Annotated in this window: 24 protein-coding genes; 15 read left to right on the top strand and 9 right to left on the bottom strand. The window is 57.5% G+C overall.

The annotated features are described in order from the left end of the window. The first annotated feature begins 27 nt into the window (after nucleotides 1-27). On the top strand, nucleotides 28-954 hold the full coding sequence (locus PH547_RS27170; RefSeq protein ID WP_285169940.1) for an SDR family NAD(P)-dependent oxidoreductase: 927 nt from the start codon (nucleotides 28-30) through the stop codon (nucleotides 952-954). Between the two features lie 48 nt (nucleotides 955-1,002). After that, on the top strand, nucleotides 1,003-1,641 hold the full coding sequence (locus tag PH547_RS27165) for an FAD-dependent oxidoreductase (RefSeq protein WP_112400438.1): 639 nt from the start codon (nucleotides 1,003-1,005) through the stop codon (nucleotides 1,639-1,641). Nucleotides 1,642-1,847: 206 nt separating this feature from the next. Here PH547_RS27165 and PH547_RS27160 read toward each other — a convergent pair whose 3' ends face one another. Together PH547_RS27160 and PH547_RS27155 are read right to left on the bottom strand one after the other, a co-directional pair. After that, entirely contained in the window at nucleotides 1,848-2,471 is a 624-nt protein-coding gene (locus PH547_RS27160) for an NAD(P)-dependent oxidoreductase (RefSeq protein ID WP_112400437.1), read from the bottom strand. 39 nt (nucleotides 2,472-2,510) lie between these two features. Further along, on the bottom strand, nucleotides 2,511-2,729 hold the full coding sequence (locus PH547_RS27155) for a hypothetical protein (protein WP_162701030.1): 219 nt from the start codon (nucleotides 2,727-2,729) through the stop codon (nucleotides 2,511-2,513). A 25-nt stretch (nucleotides 2,730-2,754) separates the two neighbouring features. Here PH547_RS27155 and PH547_RS27150 point away from each other — a divergent pair, with 25 nt between their 5' ends. The 10 genes from PH547_RS27150 (at nucleotide 2,755) to PH547_RS27105 (ending at nucleotide 15,868) form a co-directional block, all read left to right on the top strand. After that, on the top strand, nucleotides 2,755-3,780 hold the full coding sequence (locus tag PH547_RS27150) for an efflux RND transporter periplasmic adaptor subunit (RefSeq protein WP_112400435.1): 1,026 nt from the start codon (nucleotides 2,755-2,757) through the stop codon (nucleotides 3,778-3,780). Next, nucleotides 3,780-6,941 (top strand): efflux RND transporter permease subunit, encoded by a 3,162-nt coding sequence (locus PH547_RS27145; RefSeq protein WP_112400434.1) that lies wholly within the window; start codon nucleotides 3,780-3,782, stop codon nucleotides 6,939-6,941. The genes PH547_RS27150 and PH547_RS27145 overlap by 1 nt, the downstream gene beginning before the upstream one ends. 236 nt (nucleotides 6,942-7,177) lie before the next feature. Further along, nucleotides 7,178-7,801, top strand: a complete 624-nt coding sequence (locus PH547_RS27140) for a DedA family protein (protein ID WP_162701029.1) — start codon at nucleotides 7,178-7,180, stop codon at nucleotides 7,799-7,801. Next, nucleotides 7,801-8,454, top strand: a complete 654-nt coding sequence (locus PH547_RS27135; RefSeq protein WP_112400485.1) for a class I SAM-dependent methyltransferase — start codon at nucleotides 7,801-7,803, stop codon at nucleotides 8,452-8,454. The genes PH547_RS27140 and PH547_RS27135 overlap by 1 nt, the downstream gene beginning before the upstream one ends. Nucleotides 8,455-8,534: 80 nt before the next feature. Further along, the gene (locus PH547_RS27130; RefSeq protein ID WP_112400432.1) at nucleotides 8,535-9,563 is read left to right on the top strand and encodes an alpha/beta hydrolase; all 1,029 of its coding nucleotides are present in this window, start codon (nucleotides 8,535-8,537) and stop codon (nucleotides 9,561-9,563) included. Nucleotides 9,564-9,576: 13 nt separating this feature from the next. Further along, nucleotides 9,577-10,467 carry a helix-turn-helix domain-containing protein gene (locus PH547_RS27125; RefSeq protein WP_112400431.1) on the top strand — a complete coding sequence of 297 codons (891 nt, stop codon included), beginning with the start codon at nucleotides 9,577-9,579 and terminating at the stop codon, nucleotides 10,465-10,467. 108 nt (nucleotides 10,468-10,575) lie between these two features. Next, nucleotides 10,576-11,835 carry an MFS transporter gene (locus tag PH547_RS27120; protein WP_112400430.1) on the top strand — a complete coding sequence of 420 codons (1,260 nt, stop codon included), beginning with the start codon at nucleotides 10,576-10,578 and terminating at the stop codon, nucleotides 11,833-11,835. Between the two features lie 162 nt (nucleotides 11,836-11,997). Next, nucleotides 11,998-13,512 carry an IS21 family transposase gene (gene istA, locus PH547_RS27115; RefSeq protein ID WP_112400429.1) on the top strand — a complete coding sequence of 505 codons (1,515 nt, stop codon included), beginning with the start codon at nucleotides 11,998-12,000 and terminating at the stop codon, nucleotides 13,510-13,512. Next, entirely contained in the window at nucleotides 13,509-14,402 is an 894-nt protein-coding gene (istB, locus tag PH547_RS27110) for an IS21-like element helper ATPase IstB (protein ID WP_112400428.1), read from the top strand. The genes istA and istB overlap by 4 nt, the downstream gene beginning before the upstream one ends. Nucleotides 14,403-14,416: 14 nt before the next feature. Further along, the gene (locus tag PH547_RS27105) at nucleotides 14,417-15,868 is read left to right on the top strand and encodes a hypothetical protein (protein ID WP_285169938.1); all 1,452 of its coding nucleotides are present in this window, start codon (nucleotides 14,417-14,419) and stop codon (nucleotides 15,866-15,868) included. Nucleotides 15,869-15,937: 69 nt separating this feature from the next. Here PH547_RS27105 and PH547_RS27100 read toward each other — a convergent pair whose 3' ends face one another. Continuing rightward, entirely contained in the window at nucleotides 15,938-16,204 is a 267-nt protein-coding gene (locus PH547_RS27100; protein ID WP_112400426.1) for a helix-turn-helix domain-containing protein, read from the bottom strand. A 160-nt stretch (nucleotides 16,205-16,364) separates the two neighbouring features. Here PH547_RS27100 and PH547_RS27095 point away from each other — a divergent pair, with 160 nt between their 5' ends. Then, nucleotides 16,365-16,844, top strand: a complete 480-nt coding sequence (locus PH547_RS27095) for a helix-turn-helix domain-containing protein (RefSeq protein WP_112400425.1) — start codon at nucleotides 16,365-16,367, stop codon at nucleotides 16,842-16,844. Between the two features lie 35 nt (nucleotides 16,845-16,879). Here the strand turns inward: PH547_RS27095 and PH547_RS33975 are convergent, their stop codons facing one another. The 6 genes from PH547_RS33975 to PH547_RS27070 all read right to left on the bottom strand — a co-directional run bounded on the left by PH547_RS33975 (nucleotide 16,880) and on the right by PH547_RS27070 (nucleotide 20,990). Continuing rightward, entirely contained in the window at nucleotides 16,880-16,981 is a 102-nt protein-coding gene (locus tag PH547_RS33975) for a hypothetical protein (protein ID WP_483315585.1), read from the bottom strand. Between the two features lie 41 nt (nucleotides 16,982-17,022). Beyond that, nucleotides 17,023-17,160, bottom strand: a complete 138-nt coding sequence (locus tag PH547_RS33970; protein ID WP_483315584.1) for a type II toxin-antitoxin system RelB/DinJ family antitoxin — start codon at nucleotides 17,158-17,160, stop codon at nucleotides 17,023-17,025. A 160-nt stretch (nucleotides 17,161-17,320) separates the two neighbouring features. Beyond that, nucleotides 17,321-18,562: a CapA family protein gene (locus tag PH547_RS27085; protein WP_112400424.1), complete on the bottom strand. Its 1,242-nt coding sequence runs from the start codon at nucleotides 18,560-18,562 to the stop codon at nucleotides 17,321-17,323. A gap of 106 nt (nucleotides 18,563-18,668) precedes the next feature. After that, nucleotides 18,669-19,517, bottom strand: a complete 849-nt coding sequence (locus PH547_RS27080) for a transporter substrate-binding domain-containing protein (RefSeq protein WP_112400423.1) — start codon at nucleotides 19,515-19,517, stop codon at nucleotides 18,669-18,671. 15 nt (nucleotides 19,518-19,532) lie between these two features. Continuing rightward, nucleotides 19,533-20,318: an ABC transporter permease gene (locus PH547_RS27075; protein WP_112400422.1), complete on the bottom strand. Its 786-nt coding sequence runs from the start codon at nucleotides 20,316-20,318 to the stop codon at nucleotides 19,533-19,535. A 12-nt stretch (nucleotides 20,319-20,330) separates the two neighbouring features. Next, entirely contained in the window at nucleotides 20,331-20,990 is a 660-nt protein-coding gene (locus tag PH547_RS27070; protein WP_112400421.1) for an ABC transporter permease, read from the bottom strand. A 276-nt stretch (nucleotides 20,991-21,266) separates the two neighbouring features. Between PH547_RS27070 and PH547_RS27065 the strand changes: the two genes are divergently transcribed. Further along, on the top strand, nucleotides 21,267-22,175 hold the full coding sequence (locus PH547_RS27065) for a LysR family transcriptional regulator (protein ID WP_112400420.1): 909 nt from the start codon (nucleotides 21,267-21,269) through the stop codon (nucleotides 22,173-22,175). 542 nt (nucleotides 22,176-22,717) lie between these two features. Next, the gene (locus tag PH547_RS27060; protein WP_112411211.1) at nucleotides 22,718-23,698 is read left to right on the top strand and encodes a class I SAM-dependent methyltransferase; all 981 of its coding nucleotides are present in this window, start codon (nucleotides 22,718-22,720) and stop codon (nucleotides 23,696-23,698) included. The last annotated feature ends 118 nt before the right edge of the window (nucleotides 23,699-23,816 follow it).

Genomic DNA, 23,816 nt, shown 5'->3' with positions numbered 1-23,816 from the left:
TCTGATGCTCGAACAGGATAATCAGCCATGAACCAAGCCAAATCAGAACGTGTTGTTGTTATGACCGGGGTCACAGCCGGCCTCGGCGCTCATGCGCTAGAGGACATCGCCTCTCGGCCCGATATGCGCGTCATAATTGGCGCGCGGGGAAGCGGACGAAGGGCACCGGCCGGCGTCGAGGTCATTCCGCTCGATCTCGCCTCGCTTGCCAGCGTTCGTCAATTTGCAGAAGCGGTGATGTGGCGCCTTGCCGGTACCCGCATCGACATCCTGGTACTTAACGCCGGCATGCAAAGCCCGACCAACGAGGGGCGGAGTGCGGACGGCTACGAACTGACATTCGCGGTCAATCACCTGGCCCATTATCTGCTGGCCAGACTGCTACTGCCGTGCATGGCCGAGCATGGCAGACTGGTCATCACCACAAGCGAAACGCATGATCCCGCTGTCACTCCGATCGCACCAAAGACACTTGAGCCACATAGGCTAGCGTATCCGGACAAGAATGGCTTTGGTTCGGGAATACGAGCCTATGCAGCGTCCAAGCTGTGCAACCTGCTGACCGCGCAGTCCTTCGCCGCCTTGGACGAAGTCAAGGCCCGCCAGATCAACGTGGTCGCCTTCAGTCCCGGCCTCACCGGTGGCACATCGTTGGGTCGAGACAGTCCCCGTCTTATGCGCGCGTTCGTAATGCTCCTCATGCATACCGTCTTCCGTCTAGTCGGCTTCTTCCGTCCCGAATATGTCATCGGTACACCGGAACGTTCAGGCGAAGCATTGGCCGAAGTCTCTCTCGGCGAAGTCGTCCCACCGCGGGGCCGGATTTACATTTCCCTGGTCAAGGGAGAACCGACCTTTCCAATTCCATCCGAATTGGCGCGAAGCCGGGATGCTCAAGAGAGGTTGTGGCGCGACAGTGCAGCAATGGTTGGCCTCGATGGTCGGGCAAGCTAGTGCAACGGCGCTTTTAGTGAATACGGCGCAGGTAAAAAAGAAACCCAGATGAGAATCACCTTCACGAAAAAAGTTCACGAATACGACGACGTCTACTCGTTTTTCTTCGATGCGACCGGCGTCACCTATAAAGCGGGGCAATATACTCACTTGAGAGTTGGCAGTCGGTTCGACTTCCTGGGTTCTGTGCGCGAGATGTCCTTCGCGTCAGTGCCCGGGGATCCTGAGCTCATGTTCAGCATGCATGTCGGATCGAATAGCAAATTCAAGGAAAAGATGAACGCGCTTCGGCCGCATGACACGATAAGCTTGTTTGGTACGGGCGCGCACGTCAAACTACCCGATCGCGGAACCGGCAGCCTGGTTTTCATAGCGGGTGGGGTGGGGATGACGCCATTTCGCTCGATGATCCTCGAGGCACACAAGAGAGGCGATCATCAGATGGCTGTGGTCCAGGTACAGCGGGGCGATTTCCTTTATGGCAAGGAGCTGGAGCCGCTTGTATCTGACTATAACGCAGTTCGTCCGGAAGCATTCGCGGCTGCCGTCAAGACAGTAGCGAGAGGCCGCAGCGATGAGGCGATCTTCTACGTATGCGGATCGAAAAGGCTTATTGCGTCTGTCGTCGAAACGCTAGGCGGGGCGGGCATTAAGAAGGACAAGATACGCATAGAAAGCTATAAATAGGCACGGCTTACGAAACGACCGGCGGTGAAAGGCAGATTCTCGCCAGAGTGCCAGCAACGCATTCTTCCGCTTTCCTCTCCAAAGCATGCGTCTTTCTTCGCCATGTCTCCATACCCCCTATCGGCGATTGACCCATACAGTCGGCACCTGCATCCGGTCGCAAACAGGTCGCCCTCCGACAAATTCCGCCGTGTCGGCCAAAGATCTCAATAGATCAGCAGAGGCGTTTGACCGATGAACTGAGGTGACTTCGCCTGCGAGAGCATGAACCCGGCAACGTCGGCACGTGAAATCCTGCCACCGTGGATGCCACGCAGATCGGTCAGAGCGCGATAGCGGTCCATTCGAGGACCATTACTCAAGAAACCAGGGCGGATGATGATCCAGCGGGCGATGTTGCTCATGATGATGCGCTCCTGGCGATCTTTGTCGGCGTAAATACGACGCAGTACAATTGGCATAAAGAAATGGTCGTATAACCAGCTCCCGTGCCCTTTGCTGTCGCCAGCCCCCATGCCTGTAACGGCGATGAGTAGCTGTTCCGGCTTGAGCGCTTTCGAAAGATTTTCCGCGCAGCAGGAGAACATGGTGACGGGTCGGGTTACATTTGCTGTCCCCAAGCAATCACAAACGACATCTTGCCCCTCCACCACCTTCACGATCGCATCAAAGTCCTGAGCATCTCCGGCCATGATGCGTAATCGTGTGTGGTCAATTGGCATTCGGCTTGGCACACGGGCGAGCGCGGTGACCTCATGGCCGTCTTTCAGGGCGGCTTGCACCATAGCCAAGCCAATGCCACGCGTTGCGCCAATGATTGCCATTTTCATGGAGTGTCTCCTTGAGCCCGGGAAGTTGGAGCGCTGACGTTACTGCCGTCTGGTGACCTGCCAGTCGTTCACCACGGCTCTTGATACACCACGAGCGCGGGTGCTCCACTCATCTTTACCTAACTTAACACTAGCTTGACCGTACTTAACGTTCGGCAGGGTATTCATAGGCATAGCGGCATCGATCGCAGGGCGGAGAAGCCCGCGCGCCGTGCCGGTGAAGCCCGCAAGGATTACGTTGTTGAGAAAGTCGTCCATAAGATTCGCCACTGTGCGCATTACCATGATGGTTCTGCTTCACAGCTGCAATGCCGCAGCCGAACAGGCGCCCGCGCTCACCGTATCCCTGACGGCGCCGCTGCAGCGGGAGTGGCCAGAGACCGTTCCCGCGAGCGGCTGGCTGAAGCCGTGGCAGGAGGCTATCGTCGCCTCAGAGACGAGTGGGCTTCGCATCACGGATGTCCTGGTCGATGTCGGCTCCGTGGTGAAAAAAGGACAGACCCTGGTGCGATTATCCCAGGACAGCGTGCTCGCCGACATCCGCAAGCAGGAGGCGGCCGTCGTCACCGCACGGGCCAACTTGGCCAAGGCCAAGGCGAATGCGGATCGCGCGCGCCAGCTTCAGTCGTCAGGCGCCCTGTCCGCCGAGAAAATCACTGAATATTTCGCCGACGAGCAGACGGCGACGGCAAGCCTGGCATCCGAGGAGGCGACCCTCGACAGCGAGAAGATCAAACTCGGGCAAACGACTATCGTCGCCGCCGACGATGGGCTGATAACCTCGCGCTCCGCCAACCTTGGCGCGGTCGTTTCCACCGGCACCGAGCTGTTCCGCATGGTGCGCCAGCAAAGGGTCGAATGGCAGGCTGAAGTATCGGCGCGATATTTGCCACGCATTTCGGATGGTTTGAGCGTCAAGATCAACGGGCCGGACGGGCATGCAATCGAAGGCAAGGTGCGGCTTGTCGGTCCCTCGGTCAGCACCGACACCAGTCGGGCGATCGTCTATGTCGCACTTCCGGCCGATATCCGTCCGCGCACCGGCCTTTATGTCACTGGCAGTATCGAATTGCAGACCACTCCGGCCCTGACCGTTCCCGAGACGGCGATCGTGTTTCGGGACGGCATCAGCTACGTCTTCGTAGCAGGCCAGGACAGTCGCGTGCGGAGGATCCGTGTGGAAACCGGCCGTCGCGACAATGGCAAGGTCGAAATCGTGTCGGGCATAGATGCTTCGTCGAAGGTCGTCACCTCGGGCGGTGCCTTTCTGTCGGATAATGATCTCGTGAAGATTGCGGAGAAGAACTGATGAATTTCTCCGCCTTCTCGATCCGCAACCCTGTCCCGGCGATCCTGCTGTTTGTCATGCTTGCCGTCGGCGGGCTGCTGGCCTTCAGGCATCTGGCGATCCAGAATTTCCCTGATATGGACCTTCCGACCATCACCATCACGGCAAAACTCGATGGGGCTGCGCCAACACAGCTCGAGACGGAAGTTGCCCGTACCATCGAGGACAGTCTTGCTGCCCTGTCCTATCTCGACCACATCACCACGACGATCACCGACGGCACCGTCTCGATCAAGGTTTCCTTCAAGCTGGAGAAGGACAGCGAGGCAGCCCTCAACGAGGTCCGCAACGCCGTTGACAGCGTCAAGGCCGATCTGCCCTCGCAAATGGAGACGCCGACTGTCACAAAGGTTACGGTGCAGAGCTCCGCGCTCGTTACCTATGCCATCCGCTCGACCGATCTCAACGAGACCGAGCTTTCCTGGTTTGTCGACAATGATCTGACCAAGGCCCTGCTGTCGGTACAAGGTGTCGGTCAGGTCAATCGTATCGGCGGAATCGACCGCGAAGTACATGTCGATCTCGATCCGTCGACGATGGCGTCGTTCGGCGTTACGGCAGCGACAGTATCGGCACAATTGAAGGCCGTTCAAGCCGACACGTCGGGCGGTCTTGGAGAGATTGGCGGCAACCGCCAGACATTGCGCACGCTGGGCGCGCTGCCTTCGGTCGAAACCTTGAAAGCGCTGCGGATACCCCTGGCCAACGGCCAGCAGGCCCGCCTCGACGATGTCGCCTCCGTCACGGACAGTTTCGCGGAGCGCTCCTCGATCGCATATCTCGACGGCAAGCCGGTGATCGCCGTTGAGATCAAGCGTTCGAACGGTTTTTCGGATAGCGGTGTCGCTGCCGACGTTAGCGCGGCGATCAAGCGCTTCGCTGCCGCGCATCCCAATGTCCGAATCGACGAGGCTTACAGCACCATCGGCCGGATCATGGATAACTACCATGGTTCGATGGATATGCTGTATGAGGGGGCTATCCTGGCGATAGTTGTCGTCTGGCTCTTCCTTCGGGACTGGCGCGCAACCATCCTTTCGGCCGTGGCGCTGCCCTTGTCGGTCATCCCGACCTTTCTGATCATGTACCTGGCCGGCTTCAGCCTGAACATCGTCACGCTGCTGGCACTGTCGCTGGTGGTCGGAATCCTCGTTGACGACGCAATTGTCGAGATCGAAAACATCGCCCGCCATCTGCAGATGGGCAAGCGGCCGATGGATGCCGCTCTCGAAGCGGCCAATGAAATCGGCCTCGCCGTCATCGCGACCACCTTCACGCTGGTCGCGGTCTTCCTGCCGACCGCATTCATGAGCGGCATACCAGGCCTTGTGTTTCGCCAGTTCGGCATCACAGCGGCCGTTGCCGTTCTCGCGTCACTTGTCGTTGCCCGACTGCTGACGCCGATGATGGCGGCCTATTTCATGAAGGCGCACTCAACGGAGCAGAAGGATGGCCGTATCATGCGCGCCTATATGGCTGTCGCGAAAGCGGCCCTCGATCACAGAAAGACCACGGTGGCCGTGACTGCCGTCGTCGTTGCGCTTTCGCTCGCCACCATCCCCTTGCTGAAGTCGGGCTTCATACCCGCTTCCGACGACGCGCGAACCCAGATCACGCTTACGATGCAGCCGGGCGCCACCATCGAGCAGACGGATGCGATGACCAAAAGAGCCGCCGATATCGTCGGCAAGCTGCGCGATGTCACGCGTGTCTTCTCTTCCGTCGGTACGGCATCTTCGAACGGCGGTGGGCCAAACGTCACGACTACCAGCGATATTGGTTCGGCCACGATCGTCGCAGTGCTGACTCCGATCGCCGATCGCGACCGCAAGCAGCCGGCAATCGAAAACGATATCCGACGGGCGCTCGCTGTCCTTCCCGGAGTGCGAATCGAGGTCGGCAGCGGCGGCAACGGCACCAAGCTCGATATCACCCTTGCCAGCGATGATGCCAATGCGCTCGACAGCGCAGGCACGGCGCTGGAGGAGCAACTGCGCACGTTGCAGGGTATCGGAGCGGTGACATCGACTGCGGCAAGGCAGGCGCCGGAAATCCAGATCACGCCCGATTTTGCGCGCGCCGCGGCACTCGGGGTAACGTCGAATGCGATCGCCAGCGCCGTGCGCGTGGCGACGAATGGGGAATATTCCTCCGATCTGCCGAAGCTCAACCTGCCGCAGCGGCAGATCCCGATCGTCGTCCGCTTCTCGCCGGAGGCGCGCACCAATCTCGACGACATCAAGAACATGCGCGTCGCCGGCACCAACGGCAATGTCGATCTCGGCTCGATTGCTGATATCCGCATCGGCGGCAGCCCCTCGGAGATCGACCGCATCGACCGCATGCGCAATGTCACCGTTTCCGTCGAGCTCAACGGCCGCATCCTGGGCGATGTCAACCGCGAGGCGAAGGCGCTGCCGGCGCTCCAGCATCTGCCGCCGGGCGTTACGCTGGTGGAACAGGGCGAACTTCAGCGCAGCTCCGAGCTGTTCCAGAGCTTCGCGCTCGCGATGGCCATCGGCGTGTTCTGCATCTACGCAGTGCTCGTCCTCCTGTTCCACGATTTCCTGCAGCCGCTCACGCTGCTGATGGCCCTGCCCCTCTCGCTTGGCGGCGCACTGGTGCCGCTTGTGGTGACGGGAACCAGCTTCTCGATGCCGGCCGTCATCGGCCTGTTGATGCTGATGGGCGTGGTGACGAAGAACTCCATTCTGCTGATCGAATACGCGATAATGTCGCGTCAGCAAGGCATGTCGCGGTTCGATGCCCTCGTCGACGCCTGCCATAAGCGCGCGCGGCCGATCGTCATGACTACCATTGCCATGGCCTCGGGCATGCTACCGGCTGCGCTCAGCCTGACCGGTGGGGATTCAAGTTTTCGCCAACCGATGGCCATCGTAGTGATCGGCGGTGTGGTGATGTCGACCCTGCTCAGCCTCATCGTCATCCCGGTCATCTTCACCTTCGTCGACGATCTGGAAAAAGTGCTCAAGCGGCTCCTGGGTTGGACAGGTCTGGTCCATGAAAATCCCGAGGACGAAGCAGCGCCGCAAGCATCCAATGATGGTCGGGCGATCGCATTTAAATCGGTGCATTCGACCAGGGGACAGGGTCATCGATGATCTGTTCTCGGCGTCGGCAAGTCATTGGTCGAACGCAACCGCGCCAACAGAGCAATGCCTGCCGATGCTTATAGCAACCTCTTCGGTCGCGTTCCTCCCCCCGGAACAAGACCGCGGGACGTGTACCCCCCGCAGGCGGCATGATGCCGCCTGCGCGTCCTGCTCATTTCTGGGATTGAGCTGCGAGACGCTCTTGCATCGCGATGGGAGCGCGGCGGCCAACTAAGGAAGGTATCATGCCTGACACGCTTACCTCAGATCCACTCGCCGCGCTTATTCCGACTATAACCGCTTTCGGAGTCGTAACCCTGATGATCGCGACATTCCTGGAGCGGCTCATATTGGTAATTCCATCCCACATATTGCTCGTGGTGATTGGGGTGGCGGCGGCCGAAGGGAGTTTCTCGCTGCCCACAGCTCTGGCCTTCAGCCTGATTGGCAGCGTGCTGGGTTGCCTGCCTTTATACTTGATTGGAAGGGCGGTGGGCGAGCATCGCTCGGGCCGCTTTATCGAAGAGACAGCGCGCATGATTGGGATTTCATCGGAAAAATATCGCCGATGGGAAGATCGATTTCGCTCTAATGAACAGTCAATCGCGCTGATCGCGCAGTTGGTCCCCACCGTCCGGATCATGGCGCCAGGAATTGCAGGATTGTTGCGGACGAAATTTTTGCAGTTTGTCAGTGCGACAACGCTAGGAGTTCTGCTATGGGACGGGCTTTTTATCGCGGTGGGATATTTCTCCGCGCTCATGAATGGAGATACGAATACGTCGGTTTTGGCGCTCAAGACCGTGATCGGGCTCAGCGTCATCGAAGGACTGGTGGTCTTGGGCTGGCGCTGGAAGGCATGGGCGTGATGAACTTCATTCATCACCCGATCTTGGATCACCTCCTCTTTGTCCGAGCATTGATCGCCGATCCGCATCGGGTTGCGGCGATTGCGCCCTCAAGCAACGCCCTCGCGCGATTGATGACGTCGGAGATTTCGCCATCCGCTGGATCCGTGCTGGAACTGGGGCCAGGGACTGGAGTCTTCACGCGAGCTCTTCTCGAGCGTGGCGTGCGGTCAAGTGATCTGACGCTTGTCGAACGTGGGGAGGAATTTGCTCAACGCCTCGAAATCGAGTTTCCTGAAGCGCGTATTCTCCAATTGGACGCCGCGAAAATTGCCAACGAAAATCTTTTCCCCAATGGATCGGTTGGTGCAGTGATCTGCGGTCTGCCGCTTCTGTCAATGCCACCTCGCAAAGTCATCAAAATTCTCGCCGGCGCGTTCTCTTATCTGCAACCTGGTGGCGCGTTCTATCAATTCACGTATAGCCGAAGATGTCCAATACCACGCCCCATAGTTGATAGGCTGGGCCTGAAGGCTAGGCGTATTGGCGGCACATTGAGAAATCTGCCACCTGCTGCAGTCTACAAGATAACAAGGCGAGGGATATCCAAGCAGTTTATCGACGTTCACGCTCAGGCGCGGAAGCAATCCTCCTGCTCAAAATCCATGGGGTGAGCGCAATCCGCCCGTTTATTCTTCCGTTACTGATTTGTCTGGGTCTGAGTGCATGTGCCACTCGACCGAGCGATTCCGTATTGCAGCCGATCAAAAAGGAGGCTGGTTTACATCAGATCACACTGCTCGCTGCCACGAACCGAACGAGAGAAGGCAGCGGCTATTCCAGTGAACGCGGTGAAAAATTGACATTTGAGCTGTTTCAATTGTCGATCCCTCCCAATCATAAGCGCTCGCAGATCGAATATCCCGTCGCAGCCGCAGATCCAAACAGGTCGATGGCGATAACTGTTCGCAAGACACTGGAGAAGCGAAGTTTTGTCCAGGAGGCGGCAATTCCGTCGGACGATGGAACGGTAGGCATTTTTGTTCATGGCTATAACTACACCTACCAGGAAAGTCTTTATCGGTTGGCTCAGATCGCAGCCGATGCTCCTTTCGGCGGACATCCTATACTTTTCTCCTGGCCATCCGAGGGACGCATGGCAGGATATCTGGCAGATAGGGATGCGGCCCTTTCTTCGCGAGACGATCTGTCCTGGCTTGTCACTTCGATAGCTGGCGCCTCCTCTGCGAAAAGGATTGTCTTGTTCGGTCATAGTGTCGGAGCGTTTCTCATAATGGAAACGCTGAGACAGCTCAAACTTGAGGGACGCGAAGACGTTCTCAACAGGTTGATGGTGGTGCTCGCCGCGCCGGATATCGATGACGACCTGTTCCGCTCGCAGATCGAGGCCGTCGGGCACATGAAAATACCCATCACCATTTTCGTATCGAAGAACGACAAGGCACTTGCCATTTCAAGCATACTGGGTGGAGAGCGCGGGCGCATTGGCCGCCTAAATGTCGACAGTCCTGGCGTGAAGGCCGCAGCGGAACGGTATGGTCTGCGCATCATTGATATTACCGCTGTCAATGGTCCAGATGGGTTGGGCCACGATAGATATGCAGCCCTGTTCGGTCCAGGGTCTCGGGATATGCCGAACAATTTGCCAAGTGCCGGCGCCTATGTTTTCGACGTCACTAGGCCCGTAGGGGCAACTCCCTTCAATCTTGCTGTAGCGGCCGATAGCGCCGATTTGACTCGGCGTTCGCCAGCTAGTCGATAGAAGGGAATTGTGGATGATTGGTTCTGTGGAGTTCGACCCTCGTGCAGTCAGGCGCGCAGAACATTCCGCATTTTCACATGACCATGGATGCTGGCGATCAGTGCGGGCCGACGTCGTCCGCAGGACCGGCATTGGGCGACAGGAAACGAACATTTCCGCCGACAATCATGCGATCCTCTTGAACATCCTGGGCGTTGCGAAAGAGGGTGAAGATTATCTGGATGGCCGCAGGGTCGAATTTAAGCAAAGACCGGCCGGATCGCTGTCATTTGTTCCGGCAGACCATAGCTGGAGCGGCTGGGACGATGGCGATGCGACAGCGGCCTACGTGTTCATCACCATTGGCAAGAAATTTATCCAAGATCGTTTCGAGAATGTACCCGGAACTGATCTTGACCGGCTGGCGCCAACGATCGGTTTTGAAGATCCGTTGATTCAATACGCCGCCCGCAGCATCTGCTCGGAGATAGGCCAGGGGGATCCCTTGGCTAATATGATGGTCGAGAACCATGCGAGTACCATTTTTGGGCGACTATTCCGTCTTTCGGGCCATAGGCGACAGTATCTCAAAGGCGGCCTTTCGCCAGCGGTCCTGAAGCGCCTGATCGACAAAATTGACGCTTCATTGGACGGATCTTTGAGTCTGACTGAACTTGCTCACGAAGCGGGCTTGAGCGAGCATTACATGTCGAAAGCGTTTCGGCATTCGACCGGCTTGCCGCCGCACGCATTCATCATCCGAAGACGAGTCGAGCGCGCGAGCGAAATGCTCCGCTATTCGGACCGGCAGATAACCGAGATCGCCTATGCATGCGGGTTCTCAAGCCCCAGCCATTTTGCGGCTGCTTTCCGTCGCGTGATCGGTAGCACGCCAAAGCGATATAGAGCAGATTGGAAGGCATAAGCCCCCCCGACCGCCCGAGCAGATTACAACGGGATTTTGAAAGCGGGATCTCCGATCATTCGTTAGCCTCACCGCAACGCAGCGCTGCGTCTCTATTTTGGTGGGTATATGAACAAAGATGCCGATATTGCACCGGATCAAAGCAGATTGCGATCAGTGCGGTGCTTCTTTCTCCTAAGCGTCTTCTTTGCGGCAACTGGGCGCAATGCCTACTATGTCGGGACAATCTGGATACTTGCGGCGTCAGACAACAATGCCGGCTTCATTGCCCTGTTCCTAGCCCTGGGCAGCATCTCCGAGTTTTTGGCGAGCGCGCCGGCTGGATATCTCGTCGACCGCTTCGATCGCCGGATGCTCTGTACGGTAGCCGATGTGAGCAGGATCGTGGTCGTGCTGACGACATCTGCTGCGCTCATCCTGTACAGTTCCTACTACGCGCTGTGCGGTTCGGTGATTTTCTATGCAATGGCCGATCGCCTGTATCTAGCGGCCTCTTCGGCAATCGTGCCTTCTATTACGCGGCTAGAGCGCCTAGTAGCCCTCAATTCACTGGCGTACGTCGCCATGCAGGCGGGCAACATGCTGGCAGCGATCGCGGCCGGTTGGCTTCTCAGTGCCGCGCCTTGGGCGTCGTGCTTCCTCTTAGCCGCTGTCACGTTTGCGATTTCGATGCTAAGCATGCCCCGTAGCGCGGACCACATCCGAACGCTTCCGGTTGACTATCGCCGTCCTGTGCAAGCGTCATTGAAGGCGTGCGAAGGCGAGGGCACAAGCCGCCTGCCGCCGCTTCTGATTGTCAGCTATGTATTGATCTACGCCATGGGCATGCTGATCAGCGCGCTCATATCGAAGTTCGTGCTCCAGGAGCTGCAAGGGACTTCCCTGGAGTTCGGCACGCTGGAATTCTGCTGGGCCGCCGGTGCGATCATCAGCATGCTTATCTTGACGCTCAGGCGATTCAGCAAAGCCGATGGCCGCTTTATCCCGATCATCGTCCTTTTGTGTGGCTCCGCCATGGCAGTCTTCTATCCAACGCGGAATCTCGGCGTTGCCTACGCATTGATGGCGATTCTCGGCGCTGGCTATAACTTGTCGCGGGTGCTGATTGATGTCGAGATACAGAGGCTCGTATCAGGCGCGAAGCTGGGACGAGCAAAGGGTTGGATGCATGCTGCCTGCATGGGCTTCAGCCTCATTCTCTATGCAGGTCTCGCCGGTGCCGGGGACGCGCTCGGTCCGTCGGCAGCGTTCCTTGCTTTTGGAAGCGGAATGATCGCCTGTGTTGCCGCCGGCTATGCACTGACCTTCGCGAAATCAAGAACCTCATCACGTCGGGGACTGCCGTCTGCGCGGCGACAATCAAGATGAGACTCAGCGTCAATCAGGATGAGACTCGGCGGCGGGGGTGTGACGAAGGGAGGGCGTAGCCCGACCGGAGTTACACCCCCGCCGCGGCGCAATTTTTTCAGCGTCTCATGATCGCGGTCGGCCCGATACTTTGGTGGTTTTCTGGAATGGAGAATCACCTTTGTGCCGGGTCGCCATGTAACCGATCATCAGACGAGGCTTTTTATGAAGTACCGACAAAACAACTCCATTGAGGTCGCCGCCGCCAGGGCGTCGATCAGCCGGGCGACAGCTTACCGCATCGAGAAGGAAGCGCGTCTCCCATCCCAGAACAAGCCGCCGCGCGACCGACGTCGCCCTGATCCTCTTGAGCACATCTTTGACACCGAGGTTGTTCCGCTTCTCAAGGCTGCCCCCGGCATCCGTGCGGTCGCCGTTTACAATGAGATGCTGCGGCGTCATCCGGAACTGCCCGAAGGTATTCGCCGCACGCTCGAACGGCGCATCCGGTCATGGCGGGCCGTTCACGGTGAGGCACAGGAGGTGATCTTCCGCCAGACGCACGAACCCGGCCGCCTCGGCTTGTCGGATTTTACAGATACGAGCAGTCTCGGCGTGACGATCGCCGGTCAGCCGCTCGACCATCTCCTTTATCACTTCCGGCTTGTGTGGTCGGGCTTCGAACACGCGCACGTCATTCTTGGCGGCGAAAGCTTCGTCGCTCTGGCCGAGGGGCTACAGAATGCCTTGTGGTCGGTGGGCGGTGCACCGCTCTACCATCGCAGCGACAGCCTGTCGGCCGCCTTCCGCAACCTCAATGCCGACGCCAAGGTCGATCTTACTCATCGCTACGAGGAGCTGTGCGCCCATTACCGCATGACGCCGACGCGCAACAACAAGGGCGTCGCGCACGAGAACGGCTCGATCGAAAGCTCCCATGGCCATCTCAAGAATGCGGTCCGCGATGCTTTGCTGATGCGCGGCACCAGGGACTTCGACGATCTCGGCTCCTACCGCGCCTTCATTGATGAGATCGTCAGCCGCCGCAATGCCGCGCATGGCAAGCGTATCGATGCCGAGCGCGCCTACTTGCAGGCACTTCCCGATACCCGCACCACAGACTTCGAAGAGGTCATCGTCACGGTGTCGCGCACCGGCGGCTTCACTCTGCGCAAGGTCTTCTACACCGTGCCCTCCCGCCTGATCGGACACCGGCTGCGGGTGCGGCTGTTCGATGATCGCCTCGACGTCTTTATCGGCGGCACGCATCTGATAACATTGCCTCGAGGGCGTGGCCATGCAGACGGCCGGCACGACCAGGTCGTCAATTACCATCACGTCATTCATTCCCTGCGCAAAAAGCCGATGGCGCTTCGGGGTCTCGTTTATCGCGACAAGCTCTTCCCGCGCCAGGAATATCGCAGGGCCTTTGAGGCTCTCATCGAGCATCTTCCCGACAAGCAGGCCTGCAAGATCACCGTCGAGTTGCTGGCGCTGGCCCATGATCGCGGCTGCGAGCGCGAACTGGCCGAGGAACTGGCCCGAACGCTCGCAGCCGGCGACCTGCCTGACCTAAGCGCCCTGAGAGCGCTCTTCGCCCCGGACCAGGCCCAGTTGCCGACCGTTCATGTGCAACTCGCATCACTCAACGGCTATGAAGCCCTGATCGGCACGGCCAGTGCAGGAGAAGCCGCATGAAGACCGTCCACACCATCGACGAAGCCCGGCTCGGCATCATGCTCAACGAACTCCGCCTGCCGACGATCAAAACGCTCTGGCCGCAATTTGCCGAACAGGCTGATCGGGAGGGATGGCCAGCCGCGCGCTTCCTGTCGGCCATCGCCGAGCATGAACTGGCCGAGCGCGCCCATCGCAGGATAGAAAGACATCTCGCCGAGGCTCACCTGCCACCTGGAAAAACGCTCGACAGCTTCGCCTTCGACGCCGTGCCCATGGTCTCAAAGGCCCAGGTCATGGCCATCGCCGCCGGCGACAGTTGGCTCGCCAAAGGCGCCAATATCTTGCTCTTCGGACCGCCGGGCGGCGGAAAGAGCCATCTCGCCGCAGCCATCGGCCTCGCGCTTATCGAGAACGGCTGGCGGGTGCTGTTCACCCGCACGACCGACCTCGTCCAAAAGCTTCAGGTCGCGCGCCGCGAACTCCAGCTCGAAGCCGCCATCGCAAAGCTTGACAAGTTCGATCTGCTCATCCTCGACGACCTGGCCTATGTCACCAAGGATCAGGCCGAAACGAGCGTGCTCTTCGAATTGATCTCTGCTCGGTACGAGCATCGTTCGATCATGATCACCGCAAACCAGCCATTTGGAGAATGGAACCGGGTCTTCCCCGATCCCGCCATGACGCTCGCAGCCGTCGACCGCCTCGTTCATCATGCAACGATCTTCGAGATGAATGTCGAAAGCTACAGGCGGCGAACGGCGCTCGAGGAAAAGCGCCAAAGAGGACGGCCAGCATCCTTCGCGACAATCAGAAACACAGCCCAGTTTGTCGCGGAGCGGCAATCAGAACACGACGAAGGCCTTGCCAGCGACAATCAGCATGATAACTTCAGCCCGACCGCGACGTAAGAATCTCATCCAGATTGTCGCCCGCCTCTCATCCTGATCGTCGCGCTATAGCCGTCATGCCTGGACCAATAAATGATATCGCCCCACAGCTTAACAAGCACGCCGTATTGGAATTAATCGGTGCCCTGTTTCCGTGGATCGCCGAGTTCCGACAACAAAGTCTGGCGGACTATGCTCGAACTGTGTTCGACGCCGAACCGCATGCAAGCAGTTCCGATGTCCGGTGCCACGCCGTGGAGCTTCTCCAGCGATGTATCCTCAGGGCGGCCGGGAATTGGGGATTTTCGGATCGCCGGGCCCGTTCCATCGCCGTGGAAATCGGCAATGCCCCTGTCATGCAATCCGGCCCGCACCTGCATTTGCTGATCGAGCCGGACGCCTATTACACGCATCTCTTCAGCCTGATGGGTCTAAAGGCGCATCGTCGTTCGGCTTACGTCTCCTATGCCGTATCGACAGTCAAATTCGTTGAACGCGGTCGAAAAGGACCCGGTTGGCTGAAACTCGGCGGCGAGGCGATCAACCTCTTCGGATTGAGTCGGAGTCAGATGATTCCCTACAGCATTCTCGCGCAAAACGGCCCCTATCGCTTCATCCTTAAAAACTTTGATCGCACCGATGGCGATGGAGAGCTTGTCGAGCGGCTGCGGTCGATACTCCCGCAACATGAGTTCTCGTCCGCCGCGCTCGCGATCAAGCAGGCCAATGCCTTCCTTTGGAAGCAATACTTTGATGCAGATATCGACTTCCTGCAGATCGATGATGACGATGTGGCCGATCTTGTGGTCGAACATCTTCAGGATGGCACCTCCTGGCTGGCCCGAAACCTGTTTGGAGATCGCCGCTTCGTGCAAGTTCTGCTTGCCTCCGTGGAGGTCCTTGCTGAGGGCCCCTGGCAAGACTGGTTAAAGAATACCACCGACTTGTTCTGGGGCAGCGATCGCGGCCATCTCTTTCCGCTGCGGGTGGCAGGTTCCCGGCTTGAAGCAAGAGGAGCGGAGGCTTTTTCGCTTGAATTCGCAGCGGATGCGATCATCGCTGCGCTGCAGGAGCGCAAGATCATCCCGAATCTTCTTTTGATGTTCATCGTTACGGCGATATTGCCGGGCGTGCGTGTACTCGGCGGCAGCCGACACACCGTCTACTACCCCCTTATGCGCTATGCCGTGTGCCGTGCACTCGCTATGAACGGTGACCACGAGCTATGCGCCGTGATTGCTGCCGACCGAATGCCCGGCATCTGGGGACATCGCGTACTGTTGGATAATGCCGAGCCCTTCTGCGAACTCAATTTGCTGGGGCCAGGAAATATCCAGGCTGCACTGAGGAAATATGGTAGCCTTTCGCTTGACGAGGCTTGCGGGACGCTCGAAAGTTTCGTTGGCGATCCCTTATGGGCCAATCTCAAGGCTCGTTATAATGAAGGCGCCGTCAACGAGAACGATCCTGAGTGGGCGTTCTCGTAACACTTATTCCCTTCCCATTTGACATGAAATAGCCCTGGTAAAACGCAGCAGAGCTGAGATTCGGATAAATCACGTGGCCCTTCGCTTCCGACCCGACCGAAGAGACGATGGTCGAGCATCATTCGGATCAATTTCCGCAAAGAGCTCAGAAACATTCACGGATAAGACTCTTGCGAAGGCTTCCAACGTCGAAACAGTGACGTTTTCTCTGCCTCTCTCGACACGCCCAACGTAAGAGCGATCGATTTCGGCTTCCAACGCCAACCGTTCTTGCGAGAGGCCTCTGTCCACTCGAAGTCGCCTAAGATTCCAACCAATGGTCCGTCGCACGTCCATCGCGCAACAGATGCATATTGGAGGCTTGACAATCGACGGACTGAGAGTCCCTAATTAACTTCAACTGAACACGAGAACCGCCTAATACTGGTTGTAGCCGGGATCGGCCCGTGATCGGTCTTCCGAAGCATGAAACTCTCTGGCAAGGAGATAAACAGCAATGCATCATCGGTTGGCAAAGCGATTTGCGAGCAGCTCACGGCCAGAGGAGCTTCGAGCTGAAGTGAATGGCAACCAAGCGTCGCATCCCGTCGATATTCATGTAGGACAGCAGCTTCGCATCAGACGGATTCATTCCAACCTGTCGCAAACCGAACTCGGTGAGAAGGTCGGCTTGAGCTATCAGCAGGTTCAGAAATACGAGAGTGGCAAGAACCGCATCAGCGCATCGATGCTCTATGAGATTGCAAGCGAACTTAACGTTCCGGTTGGCTGTTTTTTCGACGGGCTGCCGCGACCGGGATCAGGGGAGGGGGTGACTATCGCTCCCGACGCAAATGAGCGCATTGCATATCTCGCCACCGCGGAAGGGCGCCGCTTTGTCGAGGAAATGCTTCGCCTGCCGCCAAAGCTCAGGACGCGGACACTGGCCGTAATCAGGGCGATCGCAGGAGATGAAAACAACGGCGAGGGCGGTTGAACCGATCCTTCAGAGAAGTCGCTTCCGTACGCAATTTAAGCTCTGGCACGACGCTTCCTGTCGATTAATGTTTGTGCCTCGTCCATAACCTGCCGATGCGGTATGCTTGGCCGAGTATCGGTTAGAGCCTCATGCACCTTGGCGCGGAACCATTCGTCATTGGCTCCCGGATCGGCAGTCAAGCCACCGGCAAGCCGCCCTCATTGGCGACACGGGTCAGGAAGATTCGAACGGCATCCGAAACGAACAAGCCGAAATTGGCTAGAGTTTCGGTAGCGTCGGCCTTTAGTTTTTCATCGACGCGAGTGTGCAGCATGGATGTGTTCGGGCATTGCCAGTGCTCCTGATCTCCGCATCCATCCATTTATGTATCTCAATTGAGATACATTCAAAAGTTTACAGCTTCGCCTCGATCTCTGTGAAGCATCTCAAAGGTAGGGGATGGGGTCGCCATTCCGCTGAAGATTGGGTTGGTTTTAGCCTCGAGAAATTTGAATTCTGCCAATCACGCCATTGCGCTCAATCCGCGTGCCAAATACGGACGAACGTTCGGCTAGGTCGTCGATGATCTGCTCGCCGGTTTTTCCGTAAGCAGCCACGGGCACGTGCCGCTCATGAAAATCGACCCCTTCGATCCTATCCTCACCACCAAGTACCACGGGTAAAAGATCAATCTGCAAGGACCCCGCCGAATCGAATTCGCATGTGGCGACGACACTCTTCCAGACGTCGGGCGAGCTCCATTCGGTTTCCCCCTTTTCGGTATGAAAGATGAAATTCCCAAGGCCGAAGAAGATCGGGGCGCGTTTGTAGATCTCGATCGGTTGCAGGACTGGGGTCCCGTGGCTGACAAAGGCACGGGCACCGGCATCAATACAGGCATGAGCGAATGCTCTGACCCAGTCAGGAACATCACCCCAATTCGGCTCCCAGTGATGATGGTGGAGATACGCGATGACGAATTGTCCAACGGAACTGGCCCTCGCGATTGCCGTCAGCTGACTCGAAGCGCTGTCGGGATCGATCGCGATGACGCGCCGGTTGGCGTTGGAGCGCCGGAAGATGGTGCCGTAAAAGTCGATTTCTTTCTCATCGTCAAGGATAGGAGGGTCGTCGGGCTGTGCATAGTTTGCCCGCTCAAGCTTAGAGCTTTGAAACGTCGCCTGAATCGTTTCCAGCATATCGAACGCGGCCTGATCCGCCTCGAAGATCCTTGTCACCTCCAATTGGTTCACACCCGGTCGGGACGGACGGCGGTAGCCCGCATTTTCAGCATACATGGTTCGGGGGCCAGGCCCGGCATCCATTGCCACCAGGGCAATTGGTCGGCGGCCGAAAGCGGCTGCGCCCGGCGATACGGCATGATCGCGGTCAAGGCCGATACCGGCGTGGAGGAAGCCGCGAGCACGAACCTCCTCAAGCGTCGACAGAATGCCAGGTGGACCAAGATCGAAGGCATGATTGTTGGCAAGCGCCAGGGCGTTGAACCCCGTTTGTTTCAGAGCGTCGAGGACATGGGGATCGGAATATCCGAAGTAAGACCCTTTCATGGGCGAGCCGCCATGCCGCCCTAAAATGGTTCCTTCGAAATTGGTGAAGGCAACATCTGCCTTTTTCAGGATCTCGACGATTTGCAGAAAACCGGGATCGCAGCAGGTTCTGATGTCATGATGGATCAGCGACTGGCCCGTCATGGCCACGGTAAAGGAAGAGGACATTGGTCGACCTGCAAGGTTTATTGTGAATAAGCCACGTATTGGAATAACCGGCCCATCGCGTTGGATTCTGGCAGGCCGTTCTCGATCATTCAGCCATCGAGCCGCCTCATGGCGCAGCGGCCGGAGAGATATCGATCCCGAACCACTTCAGGCTGAGCTTCTTCAGTGTTCCGTCGCTGATGCAGTCGTTGATGGCCTTGTCGAAGCTCGCGAGCAGATCAGTATCGTCCTTGCGAATGCCGACTCCGACACCGGGACCCCACAGCCCGCCGGATAATTCAGGACCGTAGAAGGCTGCTGACTCGCCGTCCTTCCCGTCAAGAAAGGTCTTCCATGTGAAATAGTCGGCAAGGCCGCCATCGATACGACCAGCTGCAAGATCCAGATGGAGATTGTCCTGGGTGTCGTAGCTACGGATCGTCGCCACTTTGCCGAAGAGCTCGTTGAGGACCGCTTCCGAGTTCGAAGATCTCAACACGCCGAGTGTCTTGCCGGAAAGCGCCAATTGCAACTGCTCAAGGACCGACTGCTCCGCACCTCCGATGTTTGTCAGATTGATCTTGGCCTTGGTGTCGGTTGCCGGGAGTTTAAGATCCTTGCGCATAACGAGTTGGTTGAAGCCGCCAGCATAGGGCTGCGAAAAGGCGATCGATTTCTTGCGCTTCTCCGTGATCGCCATGCCGGACATGATCGCATCGAACTTGCCGACGGTCAGCGCCGGGATTATCCCATCCCAGTCCTGAGCGACAAACTTGCATTCCACCGCGATACGCCGGCACAATTCATTTCCGACGTCGACGTCATAACCTACGAGCTTTCCTTCCGGATCGACCATGTCCCAGGGCGGAGAAGCGCCCTCGGTCGCAATCGTAAGCAGCTTTCGTTCTGCGGCCTGTGCGCTGATTTGGCTGACGATGACAACGATGAATGATGCCAGGAGAACGGATTTATACATTGGCTGTTTCCCTTTTTATAATGAGTGAGTGGATGGGTTGGTGTGGGTTCGTTTGCTCATCGCCTTCCACGGGCACGAGAGCCATGAGGTTACCGGGTAAGCGGTTCCGTTCTTTGAAACTCTGATGGATGAGCGAGCGAGGTGCATTTCTAGGAATCGAAAGACTATCGAAACCGTGAAGTTGAGAAGCAGATAGAGGAGGCCTGCCGCCAGGAAGACCTCGTAGGGAGCGAATGTCTCGGAAACCATCCGGCGCGCCAGTCCCGTGATCTCCAGGAGCGTGACGGTGCTCGCCAAGGAGCTGGCCTTGACCAAGCCAATGACCTCGTTCGCATAGGAGGGAAGTACCGTCCTGAATGCCAATGGGAATATGATCAGCCGTATCAGCATGAACCGAGACAGGCCGAGGGCCTTTGCGGCTTCGACAACGCCGCGCGGCACAGCCAATATGCCAGCCTTAAACACTTCGGTCGTATAGGCAGTGCTGTTCAGGGAGAATGTGATAAGGGCGCACCAGAAGGGCTCGCGCAGCACAGGCCACAGGAGGCTCTGGCGGACGATCGATAGCTGGCTGAGGCCGTAATAGACGAGAAAGAGCTGCACCAGCAATGGTGTGCCACGGAACACGTACGTATATGCCAGTACGGATGCAGAAAGCGTTCTGTTGAGCGATGCGCGAAGAAGGCTGAGCGGCACCGACAGAAAGAAGCTGATCACGAGCGACAGAAGCGTGAGTGAAAGGGTGAGGAAAACACCGTGCACCAGCACGGAAATACTTTCGACGATCAGACCGAGGTCCATGCTCAACCTCCCTCAGTGCCCAGGAATCTGGATGCGTCGCTCCAGCACGCGAAACGACGCGAGCGAAAGGCTGGTTAGGGCGAGATAAAGCGCGGAGGCCATAAGGTAGAAGGGAAGGGGAGCCCTCATCGATCCCGCGCCGACAAAGGCCACGCGCATAATGTCGGTCAGTCCGATGACCGAGACGAGGGAGGTATCCTTCACAAGTGAAATCCAGAGATTGCCATAAGCGGGCAGGGCGACGCGCATCATCTGCGGCAGGATCACGAAGGTCCAGATCTGCCATGGTTTGAGCCCGAGACTGCGCGCGGCTTCCGCCTGTCCTCGCGGGATACTGATGATCGCGCCGCGAAAAATCTCCGCGCAATAAGCGCCAAAGACGATCATCAATGCCGCGACGCCGGCGGCAAATGCGTTGATTTCGACGTAGCGGCCCGTCAGCGCGGTGATGGCTGCCGTCCCGCCAAAATAGATCACGAGGATGACGAGCAGTTCGGGCAGGCCGCGGACGATTGTCGTATAGGTCTGGCCGAAGAGGGCTGCGACGCGCAGCCTCGACAGTTTGACGATAGCGACAAGTAGACCAAGAAGAGATCCGAGAACGCCGCTCGCGAGCGCAAGTACAACGGTGATCTGTAGGCCATTGAAGAATTGAAGTGCAAAATTGAGCACGCAGGTCCTCTCCTCCTTACATCGGGGCGGCGCCGAAATAAGGTCGTCTTATATAGCGATTTAATCACGCTGCGCTCGATACTACCGCAGATAGTATTTTAAATACTTATAATCATAAGTATTAATTGAGCCTGTTTGACATTTATACTTTAAACGCGTGTCGTCAATCTATAAGGTGCTCATAATTCCGATAAGCGCAGCTTATACCGCGTGCTGCCGCTGGAACTTGGTCGTTGAGAAAGTCGGTGTTTTGGCGCCAAACGAAGGGACGAAAAGATGCTGGCAAAATCCACATGCGGTGTGACGCTTCGACAGCTACAGATTTTTCGCGAGGTCTTGCGCACCGGCTCGGAACGGCTCGCCGCGAAGAACCTGAAAATCACACAGCCGGCCGTCAGCCAGCAGATCAGGCAGCTCGAAGGGGAGGTCGGCCTTGGCTTGTTTGCGCGGGAGAATAATAGACTGGTAGCGACGGATCGTGCCTGGGGTCTATTGAGGCGTGTCGACAGCGCCCTGCAGAGTGTCGACCGGATCGAGAAGTCGATCGCCGCCTTGCGCAACGAGGAGGAGGGCTCCCTGAGCCTGGCAGTCCCCGTTGTTTTCTGCCTGAACGCTATTCCGCGGGCTATCCGGGCTGTTCGCCAGAGTAGTCCTCTATCGTTTCAGATTAAGTCGGGGAGCTATCAGCAGATTGCAGAGCACGTCTTGAATGGTCGCGCAGATCTTGGCGTTTCGCGCCTGCCGCTCGATGAGCGCGCTTTCGAATGGGTACCTGCAGCTACCGCCAGGAACGTTTGCCTGTTTCAGTCGGGACACCGGCTGGCTGCTAACGAAATAATCACGCCAAAGGATATCGCTGGCGAGGCATTGGTGGACATAGAGCCCCAGTTTGCCTCCCACCAGATGAATATCAATGCCTTGCGATATAGCGGCGTGGAGCCGGATCTGGCCGTGGAGTATGACGCAAACGGCCATGACGTCGGGTTCGTCGCGGCCGGCGTAGGAATTTCGATCGTCAACAGTCTGATCGCCCGGGAATATCGGCAGTTTGGCTTGGAGTTTCGACCCTTCGAACCTGGCGCAGTCTATCATTATGTGGTGTTCTGGCAAAAGGGGCGGCAACTCACTAGCGGCATGAAAAAAACCATCGACGAGTTGCTCCTCGCTCTCGAGGCATCGGTCTGATATGCCTCAAGATCGGGAGCGTGATAACACCCGTACATGCCCGCCGGAGAACCGGCAAATGCCTGACGGACGAACCGGTACAGCGAGCGGAATTCAGTTGCATGACATGCAACGCAACAATTTACAGTTGCTATTCACGCATAAGACGGGTTATGGAACAAATGGTATCCGGCGGTTAGCTTTATCTAAGTGGTTCTGGACTCGCTCCGGCGATACGAGCAGTGCTCGTTTCAGGAAGAGAAATGTCTGACCACCCGTTTTCGTCTTCGTTCGCTTCGACGGGTACTAATTTCGGCTTCGCTCACTGAGCGCCAGGGCTCAGCATCGGCTGACCAGCAGGCGAAACCATGGCGGGATTTTCATTTTTCTTCTGCAACGCAAAATTTTATGACTGTTTTTTGAAAGAATAACGGGATTGTGACGGTTGAAGAGGAGGCTTCCTGCAACTGTGCCGCGGCATGGTGCTCGTTCTGCTCGGTGGAGCAGCAGCTAGAGCTTTCGCAGCAAGAGCATCGATGCGTGTCGAACCGATGGAGCACGACATGCGGGACATCTCCTCTTTCTTCGAAGAATGCGAACGCGCGCCGCGTTTGAACGAACTTGCCAGTTTCTTCGCCGCTACGGCTGCCGGCCGGTCGGGAAGTCCTGTCAAACAGCCGCAGGTGGACCGGAGGCTGCTTGGCGACAACGCACTTCTCGACCGCTTCATCCGCCTGCATGAACAGCGACGTGGGCCTTTCGACCAGCATTATCTTGCCAGCATTCCCTATCGGCTTGAGGAGGAATGCCGTCTTGGGTGCGCGATTCTCCGATATGCTCAGGACATGCCCGAACCAATCAGTCTATATTCCTTGGGCACAGCCGAAGGTACGATGGCGCGGACGGTTTCGGAGCTGGCGGAAGGCCATGTCGAGAGCCTGTCATGCAGCCCAAATGTCGAAAACCTGCGAAGCTTCATGGCCTACGGCGATCCTCCGCATGCCACGTTTTTTCACGGCCCATTCCATCACCTCACAGGAGATCTCCTCCGTTCGCGACAGGATCTGGCCGGGTTCTCTTCCGGTTTCGACATCATTCTCGAAGACACGACCTTCCAGATGTATTCGCCAAATCGGCCCGACCAGATCGAATTTGTCTCGCAGCATCTGAAGGATGATGGCCTCTTCCTCTTCGTCGAGAAATTCAAAACCACCGATATCGACGACTATCAGCGCCGCGAATTGCAGAAAGACCACGGCTTCAAAGCCCGCTTCTTCGACCCAACCGAAATCATGGCAAAGAAGACGAACGTGCTGACCGTCATGAACCAGAGCGAGGTTACGCTTGCGCAGATGTCGGACGCTGTGAAGCGCTGCTTTCACCAATGCCACGTCACCTGGAACAGCGGGAATTTCTACACCCTCCTGGCGAGCAACAGCCCGAAGAAGATCGAACGGTTCTTGTCCGGCCTGATCGAGCCGGCGATCCCCCGAGAATACGTCTATGCCGATATTCCATATTGCCTTCATTCACAGGCAACTTGAGGGCAGCACCAATCCATCCATGGAGCACCTAACCCACCGAAGCGCTCGGCTTCGCAGTTCAATCACATCCCAATCGCAGGTCGCCTGCCGAAAATCGACGTAGGCGCTGTCGTTTCGG

The organism is Rhizobium cerradonense (assembly GCF_030182455.1).
Lineage (GTDB): Bacteria > Pseudomonadota > Alphaproteobacteria > Rhizobiales > Rhizobiaceae > Rhizobium.
This window is presented reverse-complemented; position numbering and strand designations above follow the sequence as displayed.

Coding starts and splice junctions, on each gene's coding strand:
- PH547_RS27060 (WP_112411211.1), top strand. CDS start 22,718: ATGCGGGACATCTCCTCTTTCTTCGAAGAATGCGAACGCGCGCCGCGT.
- PH547_RS27065 (WP_112400420.1), top strand. CDS start 21,267: ATGCTGGCAAAATCCACATGCGGTGTGACGCTTCGACAGCTACAGATT.
- PH547_RS27120 (WP_112400430.1), top strand. CDS start 10,576: ATGAACAAAGATGCCGATATTGCACCGGATCAAAGCAGATTGCGATCA.
- PH547_RS27100 (WP_112400426.1), bottom strand. CDS start 16,204: ATGGACGTGCGACGGACCATTGGTTGGAATCTTAGGCGACTTCGAGTG.
- PH547_RS27085 (WP_112400424.1), bottom strand. CDS start 18,562: ATGTCCTCTTCCTTTACCGTGGCCATGACGGGCCAGTCGCTGATCCAT.
- PH547_RS27145 (WP_112400434.1), top strand. CDS start 3,780: ATGAATTTCTCCGCCTTCTCGATCCGCAACCCTGTCCCGGCGATCCTG.
- PH547_RS27080 (WP_112400423.1), bottom strand. CDS start 19,517: ATGTATAAATCCGTTCTCCTGGCATCATTCATCGTTGTCATCGTCAGC.
- PH547_RS33970 (WP_483315584.1), bottom strand. CDS start 17,160: ATGCTGCACACTCGCGTCGATGAAAAACTAAAGGCCGACGCTACCGAA.
- PH547_RS27140 (WP_162701029.1), top strand. CDS start 7,178: ATGCCTGACACGCTTACCTCAGATCCACTCGCCGCGCTTATTCCGACT.
- PH547_RS27135 (WP_112400485.1), top strand. CDS start 7,801: ATGAACTTCATTCATCACCCGATCTTGGATCACCTCCTCTTTGTCCGA.
- PH547_RS27125 (WP_112400431.1), top strand. CDS start 9,577: ATGATTGGTTCTGTGGAGTTCGACCCTCGTGCAGTCAGGCGCGCAGAA.
- istB (WP_112400428.1), top strand. CDS start 13,509: ATGAAGACCGTCCACACCATCGACGAAGCCCGGCTCGGCATCATGCTC.
- PH547_RS27170 (WP_285169940.1), top strand. CDS start 28: ATGAACCAAGCCAAATCAGAACGTGTTGTTGTTATGACCGGGGTCACA.
- PH547_RS27075 (WP_112400422.1), bottom strand. CDS start 20,318: ATGGACCTCGGTCTGATCGTCGAAAGTATTTCCGTGCTGGTGCACGGT.
- PH547_RS27155 (WP_162701030.1), bottom strand. CDS start 2,729: ATGGACGACTTTCTCAACAACGTAATCCTTGCGGGCTTCACCGGCACG.
- PH547_RS27165 (WP_112400438.1), top strand. CDS start 1,003: ATGAGAATCACCTTCACGAAAAAAGTTCACGAATACGACGACGTCTAC.
- PH547_RS27160 (WP_112400437.1), bottom strand. CDS start 2,471: ATGAAAATGGCAATCATTGGCGCAACGCGTGGCATTGGCTTGGCTATG.
- PH547_RS27095 (WP_112400425.1), top strand. CDS start 16,365: ATGCATCATCGGTTGGCAAAGCGATTTGCGAGCAGCTCACGGCCAGAG.
- PH547_RS27150 (WP_112400435.1), top strand. CDS start 2,755: ATGATGGTTCTGCTTCACAGCTGCAATGCCGCAGCCGAACAGGCGCCC.